The organism is Pontixanthobacter luteolus, from assembly GCF_009828095.1.
Taxonomy (GTDB): Bacteria; Pseudomonadota; Alphaproteobacteria; order Sphingomonadales; family Sphingomonadaceae; genus Pontixanthobacter; species Pontixanthobacter luteolus.
The window spans coordinates 5001-20959 of sequence record NZ_WTYP01000002.1 but is presented as its reverse complement, the minus strand read 5'-3'; the positions used below and the strand labels follow the sequence as shown (position 1 = coordinate 20959).

Sequence of the window (15959 nt, the reverse complement as noted above, 5' to 3'; positions counted from 1 at the left end):
AAGATCGCATACGAATGTGGTGCGGCTGCGAAGAGCGACGACTTCGAGCCTGTCAGGTGGAGGAGACAGCGTGTCCTGTGGTGCTCTCGCGCACGATCAGTTTCGCGGGCAATTGGCGTCCGCCGGTGCCTTTGCCGTCGATAGATGCGGTCAACACATCCAGCAGCAAATCACCTGCGCCGCGCATATCCTGCATCAATGTCGTCAGCGGAGGGTTCATTTGCGATGCGGCGGGGATGTCATCGAAACCGACCAAAGCGGCATCGTTTGGCACCGCTATGCCGGCGTCTGTCAGTGCGTGCATGGCGCCGATTGCGATCAGGTCGCTGGCTGCAAAGATGGCATCGAACGGCTCGCCGCTGTCGATCAGCGCTTTTGCGGCTGCGTAGCCGTCGGATTCCGTAGTGAGTGCCTTGTGGAGCAGCTTCGGATTGGGTTCGACACCAGCCGATTTCAGCGCTTCACACAGGCCCGCATAGCGATCCGCAAATTCAGGATAGCTTTCATCAGCCTGTCCGAGAAAAGCGATTTTCTTACGGTCGAGGCCGATCAGATGCTCGCCGGCCTGCTTGCCCGCGCCGAAGTTGTCCGAACCTACCGTCGCGCCAATATTGTCGTCCCGGACAGAGCCCCAGCGCACGAAATGGGTGCTCTGGCCGACCAGTTGCTCGAGCCGCTCTTCGTATAGCGTGTAGTCGCCATATCCGAGCAGGATCAGGCCATCGGCGCGGTGGCTGTCCTGATATTGGGTGTGCCAGTCGTCTTCCATGCGCTGGAACGAAATCAGCAGGTCGAGACCGCGATTAGCGCACGCCCGGGTGATCGATCCGAGCATCGACAGGAAGAACGGATTGATCATGCTGTCATCAGTCGTCTGGTCTTCGAAAAATAGCAGGGCGATGGTGTTGGATCGCTGCGAGCGGAGCGACGATGCGTTCTTATCGACTGTGTAGTTCAGCTCGCGCGCAATCGCTTCGATCCGCTCGCGGGTCGCTTTGCTGACGGCTTTGTCTCCGCGCAGCGCGCGGCTGACGGTTGGCTGCGAGACTCCGGCCCGATACGCAATATCGAACGAAGTTGGTCTTCCGGTTGGATTGCGACCCATTAAAGTCCCGCGATGGCTGATGCGCCTCTCCTGCGCCCGAGGTACATAACAACAATTTTGCCCAATTCGCAATTCGTCATGCCCTCTATGAAGCTCACCGGACAATTGATGCAAAACCGCCACACTGGGTTTTGCTGCGCTGCACAAACATACGTATGCTGGGTTTCGCAAACGCCAAAATCCGCAGAGTGACACGGTTGTAACACGCCGGGTGGGACGCTCGGACAGTGCTCTACAGACAAGGTTTTCAGCCGCCAGAGAGCGGCCGATTGGGAGAAAATACTGTGGCTAAGAACACCCTTTTCAAGGCGGGAATCAGCGGTTCTGCAATGGCGCTCGCATTGGCAGCTGGCCTCGCGCCGCAAGCAGCCTTCGCGCAGGACACCGGCACGGCTGACGAGGCTGATGCAGACGAAGACGAGAATGTCATTATCGTTAGCGGTTTCCGTGCTTCGCTTGAAAGCGCCGTCAACGAGAAGCGCAACAGCGACCAGATTCTCGAGTCGGTTAGCGCCGAAGACATCGGTAAACTTCCGGACGACTCGATCGGCGAATCGATTGCGCGCCTTCCCGGTGTTACTTCACAGCGTCTCAATGGCCGTGCCAACGTAATCGCAATTCGCGGCCTCGGCCCTGACTTCTCGCAAACGCTTCTCAATGGCCGCGAGCAAACGTCGACCGGCGATAACCGCGCTGTCGAGTTCGACCAGTATCCGTCGGAAGTTGTCAGCCAAGTGGTGGTTTACAAATCGCCATCCGCAAGCCTTGTAGGGCAGGGTTTGGTTGGTACGATTGACGTTCGCACGATCCGCCCGCTCGAATCGAATGAGCAAATTCTCGCTATCGGTGCAAAGGGTTCATACGCTGATCTTGGCGCTCTGAACGCAGGCTCGAAAGAGTTCGGCTACCGCGCCAACGCAACGTATGTCGACCAATTCGCGGATGACACTATCGGCATCGCGCTGGCTGCAGCCTACACGGACGAACCGTACCAGCTGCAGGAATTTAACGCCTGGGGTTACGCAGGCGATGGTTCGGCCGGTAACCCGTTTGTAATCGGTGGCTCGAAGAGCTTTGTCACCTCGACCCAGCTCCGGCGTTTCGGTGTGAACGGTACTTTCCAAGCCGAACTCAGCCCGACGCTGATGCTCACCTTCGATGGGTTCTATTCGAACTTCAATGATGACTCGATCAAACGCGGCATCGAACTGCCACTTGGCTTCCAGGCATTCGGCACAACCTTCGATCCCAGCACAGCGACAACCACCACGACCCAGTTCGGTGAGTTCGCCACGTCGGGCACATTCGAGAATGTCGAAGGCGTTGTCCGTAACGATATCTTCCAGCGCAAGGCTGACCTCTATTCGGGTGGCATCAACCTTGAGTACGAGGGTGATGATGGTTGGAGCGCGTTCTTTGACTTCGGATACTCGCGCACTGATCGCAACGAGCTGAGCCTCGAAAGCTATTCGGGCACCGGTTACAACAACAATGTTGGCGCGACCGACACAATCGGCTTTATGTCCAACACGAGCGGAACGAGCTTCAGTCCCACGCTCGATTACAGCGATCCGAACCTGATTGTACTGACCGATCCGCTCGGATGGGGCGGCAGCCGCGTACAGGCAGGTTACTTCAATGACCGGATCATTGAAGACGAACTGTTCCAGTACCGTTTGGGTGTAACCCGCGAGCTCGACAGCTTCTTCTCGGCGGTGAATTTCGGACTGGCCTATACGGACCGCAGCAAGAGCCTGACGCCGGACGAGTTTTTCATCTTGCCCGCTAACGGCGCGACCGAAGTATCGATCCCGACCGAGTTCATGCTGCGCCCCACGGACCTTGGCTATCTGGGTCTTGGCCCGATTGTCAGCTATGATGCCCGTGATCTGATTGACGCTGGCGTTCTGGTGCTGGACCGCAATACCTCGAACGATATTCCGGCGAAGGCCTACAGCATCTCTGAGGAGTTGATGACGGCCTTTCTGCAGGTCGATATCGACAAGCAGCTCAGCGCTGGCGTCTTGACCGGCAATATCGGTGTTCAGGCGATCCATACCAACCAGAAATCATCTGGCATCGCTTTCGCTGCTGGCCAGCAGGTCAACGTGACGCTCGGTGATGATTTCTGGGACGTGCTGCCCAGCGTAAACCTTTCGCTGCGTCTTGATAGCGACTGGGTGTTCCGCCTTGCCGCATCGCGCCAGATCCAGCGTCCACAACTCGACGATCTGCGCTCGGCGATTAGCTACGGTATCAACAACAACCAGGCTGAAAGCCCGACTGGCCAAGCGCCGTTTATCAGCGGTGGCGGTGGTAACCCGCTGCTTCGCCCGTATCGCGCGAACGCCGTCGATTTCAACATCGAGAAGTACTTCGCCAACGGTGCTGGTGTCGTCGCATTGCAGCTGTTCTACAAAGACATCGTGAACTACATCGATGGTTCGCGGACGATCTTTGACTATGCTGGCCTGCCAACGCCGGCTGGCCAGACACCTGTGACCACAATCGGTTTCCTCGATTCCGAAGTGAATACCGGCGGTGGCGATTTCTACGGTATCGAACTGTCGGCAACCGTCCCGTTTGATGCCTTTGTTCCAGCTCTGGAGGGCTTCGGCGCGACCGGCGGCGTTGGTTACACCAAGACGAAAATCGAGGACGCCAATGGCAATACCGACCAAATTCCGGGCTATTCGGAATGGGTCGCCAACGGCACGATTTATTATGAACGCGGCGGCTTCAATGCGCGTAGCAGCGTTCGCTATCGCTCCGAGTTCCTCGCCGACTTCACTGGCTTCGGTGGTTCACCCACACGCCGGTTGGCGCGTGCCGAGACCATCATTGATGCTCAGATCGGCTATGACTTCGATGGTGGACCTCTCGATGGCCTGTCGGTTTATCTGCAGGGCCAGAATCTGACCAACGCGCCATTCGTGTCGCAATTCAACGTTCCTGTGCCTGAAGCCGTGATCGACAATCAGGAATATGGTCGCCGTTTCTTGGCTGGCTTCACATACAGGTTCTGATGAACTGATCAGGGCGGATACGGACTGGGTCGCACCAACCGTATCCGCCCCTTTATTGCCCGCCATCCGTACCGAAAGATGTATGGAAGGGCTGAAACCAGATCACGGGAGAGGACACAGGCGTGACGGAGCAGCAATCGCAATCCATCATAATAGTCGGCGGCGGTACCGCCGGCTGGATGGCTGCGGCGGCGCTTTCCCGCTTTACCGACCGGCAGATCACGCTGGTTGAATCCGATGCAATCGGCACCGTTGGTGTCGGAGAAGCGACCATCCCGCAGATCCGCCTGTTCAATGCCGGGCTCGGCATCGACGAGACGGAGTTTCTCCGCGAGACGCGCGGCAGCTTCAAACTCGGGATCGAATTTGCAGGTTGGGCCGGTGAAGGCCGGACCTACATGCATGCCTTTGGCAATATCGGCCATCCGGCGGGATTGCTCCCTTTCCACCACTACTGGCTTCGCGCTCGTAAGGAAGGCGTCGCCAAATCGCTCGGCACATATTCGCTCAACGAACGCGCGGGCCGTGCGCTCAAGATGCAGATGTGGCGGCCCAAGCCGGGCGAGCAGGTGCCCGACATGCCGTGGGCCTACCATTTCGATGCGGGGCTCTACGCTGCCTATCTGCGCAAATATGCCGAGGCGAAGGGCGTTACGCGGATCGAAGGCAAGGTCGATGAGGTTTCGCGTGGTGAAGCCAGAATCACTTCGATCACAATCGAGGGCGGCCGGACAATCTTCGGCGATTTCTTCATCGACTGCTCGGGTTTCCGCAGCCTGCTGCTCGGTGATGCTCTGGAAACGCCGTTCCAAGACTGGACCCACTGGCTACCCTGCGACCGCGCGGTTGCAGTGCCGTGTGCAACGAAGGGTGACTTTACGCCTTATACCAAGTCGACAGCGCGCAAAGCGGGGTGGCAATGGCGCATTCCGTTGCAGCACCGGATCGGCAATGGTCATGTCTATTGCAGCGAGTTTATGTCCGACCACGAAGCGCTTGAGACACTGCTTGCCAGTATCGATGGCGAACCGCAGACCGAGCCCAACCGTCTGAAATTCACAACCGGCATGCGGCAGCAGCAATGGATCGGCAATTGCCTCGCGCTCGGCCTGTCAGCGGGCTTTATGGAGCCGCTGGAATCGACCAGCATTCATCTGATCCAGTCCTCGCTCGCTCGCTTCCTGCAGATGTTGCCGGGTGCCGAACCTGCAGCCGCAACTATCGCGGAGTTCAATCGCCAGGCCGAGTTCGAATGGACGCGCATCCGCGATTTTCTGATCCTGCACTACACCGCCAATGGCCGGGAAGGCGAACCCTTTTGGGACCGGTGCCGTGCGATGGAATTGCCGGACACGCTCTCCGCTAAGATCGAGCAGTTCCGCGCATCCGGCTTTATCCACCGCGAGCATGAAGAGCTGTTCACCGAGCAGGGCTGGCTCCAGGTCTTTGTCGGGCAGGATGTGATGCCCGAAAGCTGGAACCCGATGGCCAATGCCATGCCCGCGCACGACCTTTCGGCCATGATGGACCGGATCGAACAGCGCGACACCAAGCTGGTCGAAACCATGCCCGGCCATGTCGAATTTCTGCGTGCCTATTGCATGCCTCGAGAAAACAGAAAGACTGCCTGATGAAGCGCCCCCTAACCGCCATCACTGCTTTGCTCCCCGCCCTGCTAATGGGCTGCCAGCAGATTTCGCCAAGCGCCAGCGCGGAAGAGTATCGCGACCGTCCGCCAGAGGACGAGGTGGTTTACTTTGTCCTGCCTGACCGGTTCGCCAATGGCGACCCGACCAATGATCTGGGTGGCCTGCCAGACGAAAAACTCGTCAGCGGCTATGATCCGACCCACAAGGGCTTCTTCCATGGCGGTGATCTGGCCGGCTTGACTGCCAAGTTCGATTATCTTGAAGAAATGGGTATCACCGCGATCTGGTTCGCGCCGATCTTCAAGAACAAGCCCGTGCAGGGGCCGGAAGGCGGCGAAAGCGCTGGCTATCACGGCTATTGGGTGACCGATTTCACCAGTATCGACCCGCATTTCGGCACCAATGACGAATTCAAGGCCTTCGTCGACGCGGCCCATGCGCGCGGTATGAAAGTCTATATGGACATCATCACCAATCACACGGCCGACGTGATCCGCTACAAGGAAGGCGACGAGACAGGCTATGCCTATCGCCATCTGGGCGAATATCCCTATTCCACACGCGGCGATGTGAAAGGCGAGCAGATCAATGAAGGTTTCATGGGTGACCAAGTGATGACGGAGGAAAACTTCGCCAAGCTGACCGACCCGTCCTATGCCTATACCCCGTTCGTGCCCGAAGCGGAAAAGGATGTGAAAGTCCCCGCATGGCTCAACGATCCGGTCTATTACCACAATCGCGGTGACAGCTATTGGGAAGGCGAAAGCGCGGTCTATGGCGATTTTGTCGGGCTGGACGATCTGTTTACCGAACATCCGCGCGTTGTTGCCGGGATGATCGACATTTATGGAGACTGGATTGATCGTTTCGGGATCGACGGATTTCGCATCGATACTGCAAAGCATGTCAATCCGGAATTCTGGCAGCGCTTCGTCCCTGCGATGCTCGACCGTGCGAAGGCCAAAGGCATCCCCAATTTCCACATTTTCGGCGAGGTTGCGACGCAGACGGTCGATCCCGCGCTGACCGCGCGCTGGACCCGCATTGCTGGCCTGCCGACCAATCTCGACATGGCTTTTGCCGCGGCCAGCCAAGGGGTTGTGTCGGGCACTTTGCCTCCCTCTGCGATGGCGCGACTGCTGGAGGATGACCCGCTCTACGAAGGGGGCGCTGCCACGGGATTGCGGCTACCCACTTTCCTCGGCAACCATGATTTCGGTCGCTTCAGCATGTTCGTGAAGCAGGCCAATCCCGATGCCGGGGAAGAAGAATTGCTCAGCCGCCTGATGCTGGGCAATGCCATGCTGTTCGGCCTGCGCGGCGTGCCGGTTGTCTATTATGGTGACGAACAGGGCTTCGTTTCCGACGGGAACGACCAGCTCGCACGCGAAAACATGTTTCCAAGCCAGGTCAGTGTCTACAATGACAACAAGCTGATCGGCACGGACGCCACGACGGCGCAAGACAATTTTGACACCACGCATCCGCTCTACCGGCAGATTGCCACACTCGCAGCAGCGCGAAAGGACAATCCGGCGCTGCGCCACGGGATGACACGTGTTCTAACTGCCGATTTCGAAGGGCCGGGCCTGCTCGCAATCGCCCGTCATGATGAAAAGAGCGGCCAGCGGGTGGTGTTGGCATTCAACACCAGCGCAGAGGCGATCACCCGTACCTTGGCGATTGATTATGCTGCGGCCGGCATCAGCCTGATTGCGGGGGATTGTCCTGCAGCGATTGCTGCACCTGGCGCTGTCACCATGACCCTGCCCGCTTTCGGCTATGTGATATGTCGTCTGGACGAGCGTGCGCAATGAACGAAATGTCGCGTCTTGACCGGTCAGCCTCCGGCACAGATACCAGCGCGCCATGGTGGCGCGGTGCGGCGATTTACCAGATCTATCCGCGCAGCTTCATGGATTCGAACGGCGACGGGATTGGTGACCTTCCGGGGATCACGCAGAAACTCGATCACGTCGCTTCATTGGGTGTTGATGCGACGTGGATTTCGCCGTTCTTCAAATCACCGATGAGAGATTTCGGCTACGACGTCTCCGATTATTGCGATGTCGATCCGATTTTCGGAACATTGGAGGACTTCGACGCACTGATCGCGCGCGCGCATTCGCTCGGGCTGAAAGTCCTGATCGACCAAGTCTATTCGCACACCTCGGATGAACACGAGTGGTTCGCGGAAAGCCGATCGAGCCGCCACAACGACAAAGCCGATTGGTATGTATGGGCCGATGCCAAGCCCGATGGCTCGCCGCCGACCAACTGGCAATCGGTGTTCGGCGGCCCCGCGTGGACATGGGACGCGCGACGCGGCCAATATTACATGCACAATTTCCTCAGCAGCCAGCCGCAGATCAACGGTCATAATCCAGATGTACAAAACGCGCTGCTCGACGTCGCGCGCTTCTGGCTGGATCGCAGTGTCGACGGGTTCCGGATCGATGCGCTCAACTTCCTGATGCACGATCCGCAGCTGCGCGATAATCCGCCGGCGCCCGAAACGAACAAGCAGCGCACACGGCCGTTCGACTTCCAGTTACGGACGCACAACCAGTCTCATCCGGCTATACCGGATTTTATTGCCCGTATCCGTGAAGTAACCGACGAATATAGCGCGATTTTCACCGTCGCCGAAGTGGGCGGTGACGAGGCCGAAGCGGAGATGAAAAGCTTCACTGCAGGCGATGATCATCTCAATTCGGCCTACGGATTCAACTTCCTCTACGCCGACACTTTCACCCCGGGCCTGATCTGCGCAGCACAAGCCGAATGGCCGGATAAGGACGGTGTCGGCTGGCCAAGCTGGGCGTTCGAAAACCACGATGCCCCGCGTGCATTGTCGCGCTGGTGCGCGCCGGAACACCGCGGTGCCTTTGCTCGTCTCAAGATGTTGCTGCTCGCCTGCCTACGCGGCAATGCGATTATCTATTACGGTGAGGAATTGGGTCTTACTCAGGTCGATATTCCCTTCGATCAGCTCCACGATCCCGAGGCGATTGCGAACTGGCCGCTGACCCTGTCTCGCGACGGAGCGCGTACGCCGATGCCATGGAATTCTGACGCAGTGCATGCCGGATTTACTGTGGGCGAACCATGGCTCCCGATCGGTGCAGTCAATCAGGAAATTGCCGTTGATCAACAAGTCGATGATCCTGCATCGCTGCTCAGTTACACACGGCAAGTGCTGGCCCTGCGCAGGGCTAATCCTGCGCTAAATCATGGCAAGGTCGTCGATTGCAAGCCGAACGGCAGCCTGCTCGAGCTCGTCCGCGAAGCTGATGGCCAGCGCATCCGGTGCCTGTTCAACCTAGGGCCCGCTGCAGTGGATGCGGCTTGGGATGGTGGAGCGAACGAGCTGTTCACGACCGGTGATTTGAGCAGTGAAACGCTGCCCGCATACGCCGCCATCATTATCGAGGAAACACCATGCGACTGACGCATATCTTGGCTGCAATTGCTGCGCTCTTTACCAGCTTAGCCGCCAACGCCGAGACCGTTCAGTCGCCCGACGGGCGCATCACAGTAACACTCGATGCCGATGGCGAGGGCATCCCGTTTTACTCCATCGAGCGGGATGGTAAGCCCTTGATTGCCAAATCCAATTTGGGTTTTAACTTCACCGATGATGACCCTATGCGGCGAAATTTTGAAGTTGTCGCCACGACAAACGCGGTTGCTGACATCACTTGGGAGCAACCGTGGGGTGAGCGGCAATTCGTGCGCGATCATCACAATGAACTCGCGCTGACCTTCGCCGAAAAGGACGAGACACCCCGCCAGATCACCGTGCGACTGCGCGTGTTCGATGACGGTGTTGGTTTCCGATACGAGTTTCCCGAGCAGGAACATTTTTCCACTGCGCGCATCGCCGAAGAACTTACCGAGTTCAATTTGGCCACCGAACAAGCTGATGGCGGCCGCGCGTGGTGGATTCAGGCAGGTGACTGGAATCGCTACGAGCATCTCTACACCGAAACGCCCGTAGACGGCGTCTCGGTCGCGCATACGCCGATTACATTTCACATGGCCGATGGCACGCACATGTCGCTCCACGAAGCCGCGCTGGTCGACTACTCGGGCATGTGGCTCCGGCGGATGCAGGGCACCAATTTCCGCGCGCAACTTGCGCCGAGCCCGCGCGGCGCGAAGGTCATTCGCGATGCGCCTTTCCATACGCCGTGGCGCAGTATTCGGATCGCCGACGGTCCGGCTGGCCTCTACGAGAGTGATCTTGAGCTGAACCTCAACGCGCCCAACAAGCTGGGCGATGTCAGCTGGTTCACGCCGCACAAATATATCGGCATCTGGTGGGAAATGCATCTCCACGAGAGCAGTTGGGCAAGCGGTGAGAAACACGGCGCGACGACCGAAAACGCCATCAAACATATCGATTTTGCTGCCGAGCACGGTTTTCGCGGTGTGCTGATCGAAGGCTGGAATCTTGGCTGGGACGGGAGCTGGTTCGGCAATGGCCGGGATTTCAGTTTTACAGAGGCCTATCCCGATTTCGATATCGAACGCGTCGCAGCTTATGCGCGCGAAAAAGGCGTGCGGATCATCGGACACCACGAAACCGGTGGCAATATCGATGTCTACGAGCGTCAATTGCCCGATGCGATGGAGTTCTATGAGCGGCTTGGCATTGATGCGGTGAAATCGGGCTATGTCGCAGATGCAGGCGGTATCATTGCGCCCGACGGGAACGGCGGGGAGACTTTCGTCTGGCATGATGGGCAGGAGATGGCGCGCCACCATTTGAAAGTCGTAAAAGAAGCAGCGGCGCACAAAATTGCGATGAACCCGCACGAGCCGATCAAAGCGACGGGGCTGCGGCGCACATACCCCAATTGGGTCAGCCGCGAAGGCGCGCGGGGTGCGGAATATGATGCGTGGGCCGTGCCAAAGAACCAGCCCGATCATGTCCCAACGATGGTCTGGACCCGCATGCTCTCGGGCCCGATGGATTATACCTCGGGCGTGTTCAGCCTCGAAGGGCGCGGCGCAACAGAGCCAGACATACCCAGCACGCTCGCACGGCAGTTGGCGTTTTACGTGGTGATCTATTCGCCGATCCAGATGGTCGCAGACTTGCCGGAAAATCTCGCCAAATATCCCCGCGCGCTCGATTTTACCAAGCGCGTGCCGGCAGACTGGTCGGAGACGAAATTGCTCGATGGCGCAATTGGGGAGTATGCAGTCATGGCGCGCAAAGACCGCAATTCAGACAAGTGGTATCTCGGCGGTGTGACCGATGAGAATGCCCGAATGGTAACCGTCGATCTCGCATTTCTGGACAAGGACCGCCGCTATGTCGCAACGATCTGGCGTGACGGTGCAGGTGCCGATGGATTGGGCGACGACCGGCACGCTATGGAAGTGGAGACCCGTCCGGTAGGTGCGGACAATACTCTCGAACTGGCGATTGCCCGCGCTGGAGGGTTTGCGGTGGAGATCGCGCCGGAGTGATCTTGCGTTCGGCCATACTATCGATTGCGCTGCTGGTTGGCGGTTGCTCACCGCTGGCAGACGAAGCGCAGGCCAATGAAGTCACGCAAGTTGCCGAAGGGACGATTTTCGAGACCGGCCCCTTCGCCGTCGAGGGGCTTCCCGATCAGAAGCTAACTATCTGGCTACCGCCGGGCTACGCCACATCGGGGCGGCGCTACCCGGTTCTCTACATGCATGACGGGCACAATCTGTTCGATCCGGCACAGTCAAATTTCAACAAAGTCTGGGCAGCTGACAAGGCGATCATCGGGCTCGCCGAGCGCGGCACAATCGAGCCGCACATCATCGTCGGCATGTGGCCGCATGGCGAAGACCGGTACCGGCAGTATCTTCCCCAGTTTGCTGCTGAAAATGCCGCTGGATCATTGCGCGATAGCGTGATTGAAATTGCGCTTGGCAGAAATATCGTATCGGCGCGCTATCTCGAATGGATTGCTGACGAGCTAAAGCCGCAGATCGACGCTGATTATCGCAACCTGACGAGGCCACCGAACACTGCGATTGTGGGGTCGAGCATGGGCGGAATTATGAGCTGCTATGCGATTGTCGAGCGGCCTGACATCTTCGGCCGCGCAGCGTGCATCAGTTCGCATTGGCCCATTGCATTGCCCGAATCAGCCGAGGCCAACAAAGCCCAGGTGGACGCAATCTGGCGTGATTGGCTGTCCGAGAAGCTCGGCGATCCGGATGGTCGGCGGATCTGGATGGATCATGGCACGGAGACGCTCGATGCGTACTACCCGCCCTATCAAACTGAAATCGAAAAAAGTTTCATGGCCGCCGGTTGGAACAAGGGCACCGATTGGCGCAGCGAGCAGTATGATGGCGCGGAGCACGAGGAAAACGCTTGGGCGGAACGCTTGCCCGAAGTTCTCGGTTGGCTATTAGCCAAGGAATGAGCGAGCCAACACCACCCAAAGTTGTCATCCTCGGCGGAGGAAGTGCGGGATGGATCACTGCATGCTTGCTCCACCAAGAGTGGGCTGCGCGCGGCGGCTCAGTCACGGTTGTTGAGAGCCCTGAAATCGGCATCATTGGTGTTGGCGAGGGATCGACGCCGCAGCTTAAGGCTTTCTTCGACCATTTGGGTGTTGCCGAAGATGAGTGGATGCCAGCATGTGACGCGACCTACAAGCTCGGCATACGCTTTAGCGGGTGGAGCGAACGCGAAGGATTTGGGAGCTATTTCCATCCGTTTCCCGGGCCAGTCGATCTCCACACGGAACCGGGGTTCATTCACAATTGCGGGCTTGCACGGCGCGGTTTCGATGTCCCCGCGCATCCCGATGACTGGTTTTTGGCGGCGACGCTCGCGGAGCAGCGCAAGTCACCGATAGCGTCCGATAACTTCCCGTTCGCGCCGAGCTACGGTTACCACTTCGATGCGTACAAGCTTGGCGCGTTTTTGAGAGAATGGGCGACCGAACGCGGTGTCACGCACAAACCCCTCAAAGTGACAGAAGTTGAGCAGAGCGAAGCTGGTGATGTCGCAGCACTGCTGTGCGAAGGCGGTGAACGGATCGAAGGCGATGCTTTCGTTGATTGCTCGGGCTTTCGCAGTGTAATCGCGCAGCAGGCTCTAGGTGAACGCTTTATTCCCTTCGATGACAATCTGTTCAATGATCGCGCTGTCGTGATGCCGACGCAGCATTCGGGCCCGTTCAAACCGCAAACCGATGCGGTCGCGATGAAAGCGGGGTGGCGCTGGTCGATCCCGCTGACCTCCCGGATCGGCAATGGCTATGTCTATTCCTCGCAGCATATCTCGGACGAGGATGCCGAGCGCGAACTGCGCGCTGCCATTGGAATGGAGAGCAGAGATCAGGATGCTCGTTTCCTGAAAATGAGGGTCGGACGGGTTGAAAACAGCTGGACGCGCAACTGCCTTGCCGCTGGATTGTCACAGGGGTTCCTCGAACCGCTTGAAGCAACCGCGCTGCATATGGTGATCGCAACCGCGCTCGATTTTGCAAAGGCTTACCAAGCGGGCGGGTTTTCAGCGCAACACCGCGACGCTTTCAATCGCGGTACAGCGGCGCGATATGAGGGCATCCGGGATTACATCGTGGCACATTACCGGATGAACCAGCGCTCCGACACCGAGTATTGGCGCGCCAACGCAGCGAACCAATCGCTGTCAGACGGGTTCAAAGCCATGATGACAGCATGGTTCACACAAAAGGATATGGCAGCTGCGCTAGGCGAGGCTTACGATCAGGCATATTACTCCAATGCGAGCTGGCATTGTCTGTTTGCAGGATACGGTACATTCCCGCCAACCGAAAAGGTCCAGCCGCTGCCTACGCAGCTAAAATCGGCGGACATGGCCAGCGTGCAGAACACATTGCTAGCATCAGCAACCAATTTCGCGGATATGCGTGATGTCTGAGAAAATAACTGAGATTGATCGCAAGAGCAGCCTCAAATTCGCTGGTTTTGGGCATCAAGGGACTAGCCAATTTAGCGCGATTCAGTTGTTCTGATTGCAAGTCCCGCTTTCAACCCTATTCTGGATATCAATGCCTAACAGTCCGACGACTGCTTCCAAATTGTCGAAGTTTGCTCTTGAGCGACCGGGATTGGGGCGCAAAGCAGACGCGCAGTTCGGGCCATCTTATATGGAACGTATCAAGAACAAAACTTTTTGCATTCTAGTCGAGCAGGTCGCCCAGCTTGCAGCCAAGCGCTGTGGCAATCCGTTCAACAACCGTGATCGTGGGGTTCTTCACCTTGCGCTCAATCCCGCTGACATAGGTCCGATCGAGCCCAGCCTCACCGGCCAAGGCTTCCTGCGACCAGCCGCGCTCTTTCCTAAGAGCTTTCATGTTGGCGGCGAGGCGGCAGCGGACATCCATCCACCAGACTGAACCGAAATGTAGTCCATTAAACCACGGACTATGAATCTCATTTTTGCTGGCATTGGTTGGTTTGCTCGATAAAGTCGCGAGCAATACCTCTTCCCATGCCCGAAGAAAGGCACATTAAATGAAGAAGCTAATTATGTTGGCGCCTATTGCCATACTGGCAGCGTGTTCCGAGAAAGCGGCTGTCGAGAATGCCGTGAGAGGATTTCTGATCGACCCTGACTCCGCAAAGTTCGGTGAAATCACAATCGTCGAAACTTCTGACGGCAGAAAAGCATGCGTGACGACCAACGCCAAGAACCGCATGGGAGGATATACCGGCGATAAGCAAATCTCCCTCTTCTACGACGAGGAGGCTGGCGTTTGGAAAGCAGTCACGAGCTGGGACTGGTCTCACGAGATGTGCCTCCAAGCAATATCTGGAGAAGCCGAAGAAGCCGACGAAGAGCCATCGCTTCTTCGGCATTAGAGCTACCGGTGGCGGTTTGGTCTCTCCTTAACCTGAACTACAATGCTTCTTGATCAGGAAGAGTACTAGGTGACGCCGGGCGTGCCTGTCATCACTTAGGCTGGCAAAGTCCCCGCGACGCTCGCTGTGCTTATTTCTCGCGTGGTGATTCAGCACTCAATAGCTTTCCGGCGTATCCGAGATCCCAATTACATATGACGAATCATCATTATGATCGGCGCGAATCGCAATTCTCTGCCTCGTTGTTTGCTGCGCAGGTTAGTTCAACATGGCAGTGTCCGTAGGTTTGCAGTCTGCCGCGATTGTCCTGCCTATGGTGAGGGCAGTCCTACCTTTGGTCAGTGTAACACGCCGATGGTAAGTGGGCCGTCAGCGAAAAAACCCGCTGCTAAGGCTGCCGGCTCCGCAAGCCTGAACAGCTCGGCGAACGCTGAATCGGGCGGAGATCGTTCAGTATCTGCCTGCCCATAATAAAATTGCAAAAAGGGTTTGACGGGAATGTGAGTCGTGTCTAGAAGCCCTCTCACCGACACGGAGCGGGCGGTTCAAACGCCCCACCATGTTGGTCGCCAATATCAACGGACAACCGGCCCCCGGTTTTCAATCGGGGAACCATTGTTGTCCGCTTTTGCATGTTGGACGGCTCTTTGACATTGTTAGTTTATGATGAAGGGACATGTGGGCGACGGCGCCAGGTCCAAGGGCTTTTAGGCCTTGGTAACCTGTTAAATTAAGTCGATGCCTAATCTTGGTACACGCCAAGACTAAACATGTCTCAAATGTATCCATAAAATACGTTTGAATGCAGGTATCGGCTCCTAAAATTCGGGCTAAACGGTTGATGATCTTCGGATTATGCCGGTTGGTTCGTGACACAAACTTGAGAGTTTGATCCTGGCTCAGAACGAACGCTGGCGGCATGCCTAACACATGCAAGTCGAACGAACCCTTCGGGGTGAGTGGCGCACGGGTGCGTAACGCGTGGGAACCTGCCTTTAGGTTCGGAATAACAGTTAGAAATGACTGCTAATACCGGATAATGTCTTCGGACCAAAGATTTATCGCCTTTAGATGGGCCCGCGTTAGATTAGGTAGTTGGTAGGGTAATGGCCTACCAAGCCGACGATCTATAGCTGGTCTGAGAGGATGATCAGCCACACTGGGACTGAGACACGGCCCAGACTCCTACGGGAGGCAGCAGTGGGGAATATTGGACAATGGGCGAAAGCCTGATCCAGCAATGCCGCGTGAGTGATGAAGGCCTTAGGGTTGTAAAGCTCTTTTACTAGGGATGATAATGACAGTACCTAGAGAATAAGCTCC

The 15959-nt window shown here is 57.3% G+C and carries 10 protein-coding genes and 1 rRNA gene (1 of these 11 only partly in view); 9 read left to right on the top strand and 2 right to left on the bottom strand.

Annotation, left to right across the window (positions count from 1 at the left end):
- Positions 1–52: 52 nt before the first annotated feature.
- Positions 53–1105: a LacI family DNA-binding transcriptional regulator gene (locus GRI43_RS08525; protein ID WP_160730729.1), complete on the bottom strand. Its 1053-nt coding sequence runs from the start codon at positions 1103–1105 to the stop codon at positions 53–55.
- A 329-nt stretch (positions 1106–1434) separates the two neighbouring features.
- Between GRI43_RS08525 and GRI43_RS08520 the strand changes: the two genes are divergently transcribed.
- The 7 genes from GRI43_RS08520 (at position 1435) to GRI43_RS08490 (ending at position 13692) form a co-directional block, all read left to right on the top strand.
- Complete coding sequence (locus GRI43_RS08520) at positions 1435–4131, top strand: TonB-dependent receptor (RefSeq protein WP_160731645.1); 2697 nt, start codon at positions 1435–1437, stop codon at positions 4129–4131.
- A 179-nt stretch (positions 4132–4310) separates the two neighbouring features.
- Entirely contained in the window at positions 4311–5762 is a 1452-nt protein-coding gene (locus GRI43_RS08515; protein ID WP_202391718.1) for a tryptophan halogenase family protein, read from the top strand.
- Complete coding sequence (locus GRI43_RS08510; protein WP_160730727.1) at positions 5762–7597, top strand: alpha-amylase family glycosyl hydrolase; 1836 nt, start codon at positions 5762–5764, stop codon at positions 7595–7597. The genes GRI43_RS08515 and GRI43_RS08510 overlap by 1 nt, the downstream gene beginning before the upstream one ends.
- Positions 7594–9231, top strand: coding sequence for an alpha-amylase family glycosyl hydrolase (locus GRI43_RS08505; protein WP_160730726.1), 1638 nt, complete (start codon positions 7594–7596; stop codon positions 9229–9231). The genes GRI43_RS08510 and GRI43_RS08505 overlap by 4 nt, the downstream gene beginning before the upstream one ends.
- Positions 9222–11261 carry a glycoside hydrolase family 97 protein gene (locus GRI43_RS08500; protein ID WP_160730725.1) on the top strand — a complete coding sequence of 680 codons (2040 nt, stop codon included), beginning with the start codon at positions 9222–9224 and terminating at the stop codon, positions 11259–11261. Before GRI43_RS08505 ends, GRI43_RS08500 begins: the two co-directional genes overlap by 10 nt.
- A 2-nt stretch (positions 11262–11263) precedes the next feature.
- Positions 11264–12202, top strand: coding sequence for an alpha/beta hydrolase (locus GRI43_RS08495; RefSeq protein WP_160730724.1), 939 nt, complete (start codon positions 11264–11266; stop codon positions 12200–12202).
- The gene (locus GRI43_RS08490; RefSeq protein ID WP_160730723.1) at positions 12199–13692 is read left to right on the top strand and encodes a tryptophan halogenase family protein; all 1494 of its coding nucleotides are present in this window, start codon (positions 12199–12201) and stop codon (positions 13690–13692) included. Before GRI43_RS08495 ends, GRI43_RS08490 begins: the two co-directional genes overlap by 4 nt.
- Positions 13693–13954: 262 nt before the next feature.
- Here GRI43_RS08490 and GRI43_RS08485 read toward each other — a convergent pair whose 3' ends face one another.
- On the bottom strand, positions 13955–14158 hold the full coding sequence (locus GRI43_RS08485) for a helix-turn-helix domain-containing protein (protein WP_160730722.1): 204 nt from the start codon (positions 14156–14158) through the stop codon (positions 13955–13957).
- A 130-nt stretch (positions 14159–14288) separates the two neighbouring features.
- Here GRI43_RS08485 and GRI43_RS08480 point away from each other — a divergent pair, with 130 nt between their 5' ends.
- Both GRI43_RS08480 and GRI43_RS08475 read left to right on the top strand, forming a co-directional pair.
- A complete protein-coding gene (locus GRI43_RS08480; RefSeq protein ID WP_160730721.1) occupies positions 14289–14636 on the top strand; it encodes a hypothetical protein in 348 nt (115 codons plus the stop codon).
- 876 nt (positions 14637–15512) lie between these two features.
- Positions 15513–15959 (top strand): 16S ribosomal RNA (locus tag GRI43_RS08475); it runs 1041 nt beyond the window's last position.